The 803-nt window shown below is 45.7% G+C and carries 1 protein-coding gene; it reads right to left on the reverse strand.

The window, feature by feature from the left end; genetic code table 11:
• The coding region (locus tag HMPREF9065_RS09800; RefSeq protein WP_021617000.1) for a hemagglutinin repeat-containing protein at positions 1-803 on the reverse strand (803 nt) is incomplete at both ends.

Here is an 803-nt window from a genome sequence, read left to right on the forward strand (position 1 = left end):
ATCGCGTTGTTCGTGATGTCGCCTATCACTTTCGCCATTTCTTGGCGTTCTTGCACTTTTTGTAAATCTTGCTTTTCAACACGTTGATTCGCATTCTTCGTATCCCGTGAAAGTGCGGTCAGATTTTCCGGTGTTTCCGTCTCTATCTGAATGTTGCTGCTGATGGCCGATTTGGTGGTGCTGCGCGCGCTTTCATTGGTGTTGCCTAATAAACTTAAGGTGGAGCTTATCGCCTGCATCGGGTTGATGCCTCCCGTGCCTGCACCCACGCTCGCACTTTCGGTTTTTATCTCACTGCGGTTTTCAATATCTGTTGTAGAAATCGATTTGGCTTTAAAGCGGTTTTTACTTTCCTCCGCGCTACTTTCGATGATGGCAGCATTCAGTTGAGCATGGTTGTGGATATTGGCATCTATACCATCCTCGCCGACACTAATTCCGGCTTGTTCATTGACTTGCGCATAATCTACTTTCGCTTTACTGTATGCCCCATTCACTGAGACCCCAACGCCCGAACCATACGCCACCGAGCCGCTTGTACTCGCACCCGTTTGTTTCGATTCGTATTTTTCCGTATCTTGACGGCTCGTGATTGTCAGATTCTGAATATCCGCTTCCCAACGTTTTGCTTTAAGATTCGCCGCATCAAGGGTTAAGTCGCCCTCCTCACTGTTCGTGATGATTTTATCTGCCGTCAGATGGCTGTTTTGCCAGCGTTCGCTATCCGAGTTGGATATAGAGTTTAAGTTATTGATAAAGTTAGAATGATATATCAAAATTTGCTTAAAATAAGCATCATTGAA

Origin of the sequence: Aggregatibacter sp. oral taxon 458 str. W10330 (genome assembly GCF_000466335.1) — a bacterium.
Lineage (GTDB): Bacteria > Pseudomonadota > Gammaproteobacteria > Enterobacterales > Pasteurellaceae > Aggregatibacter.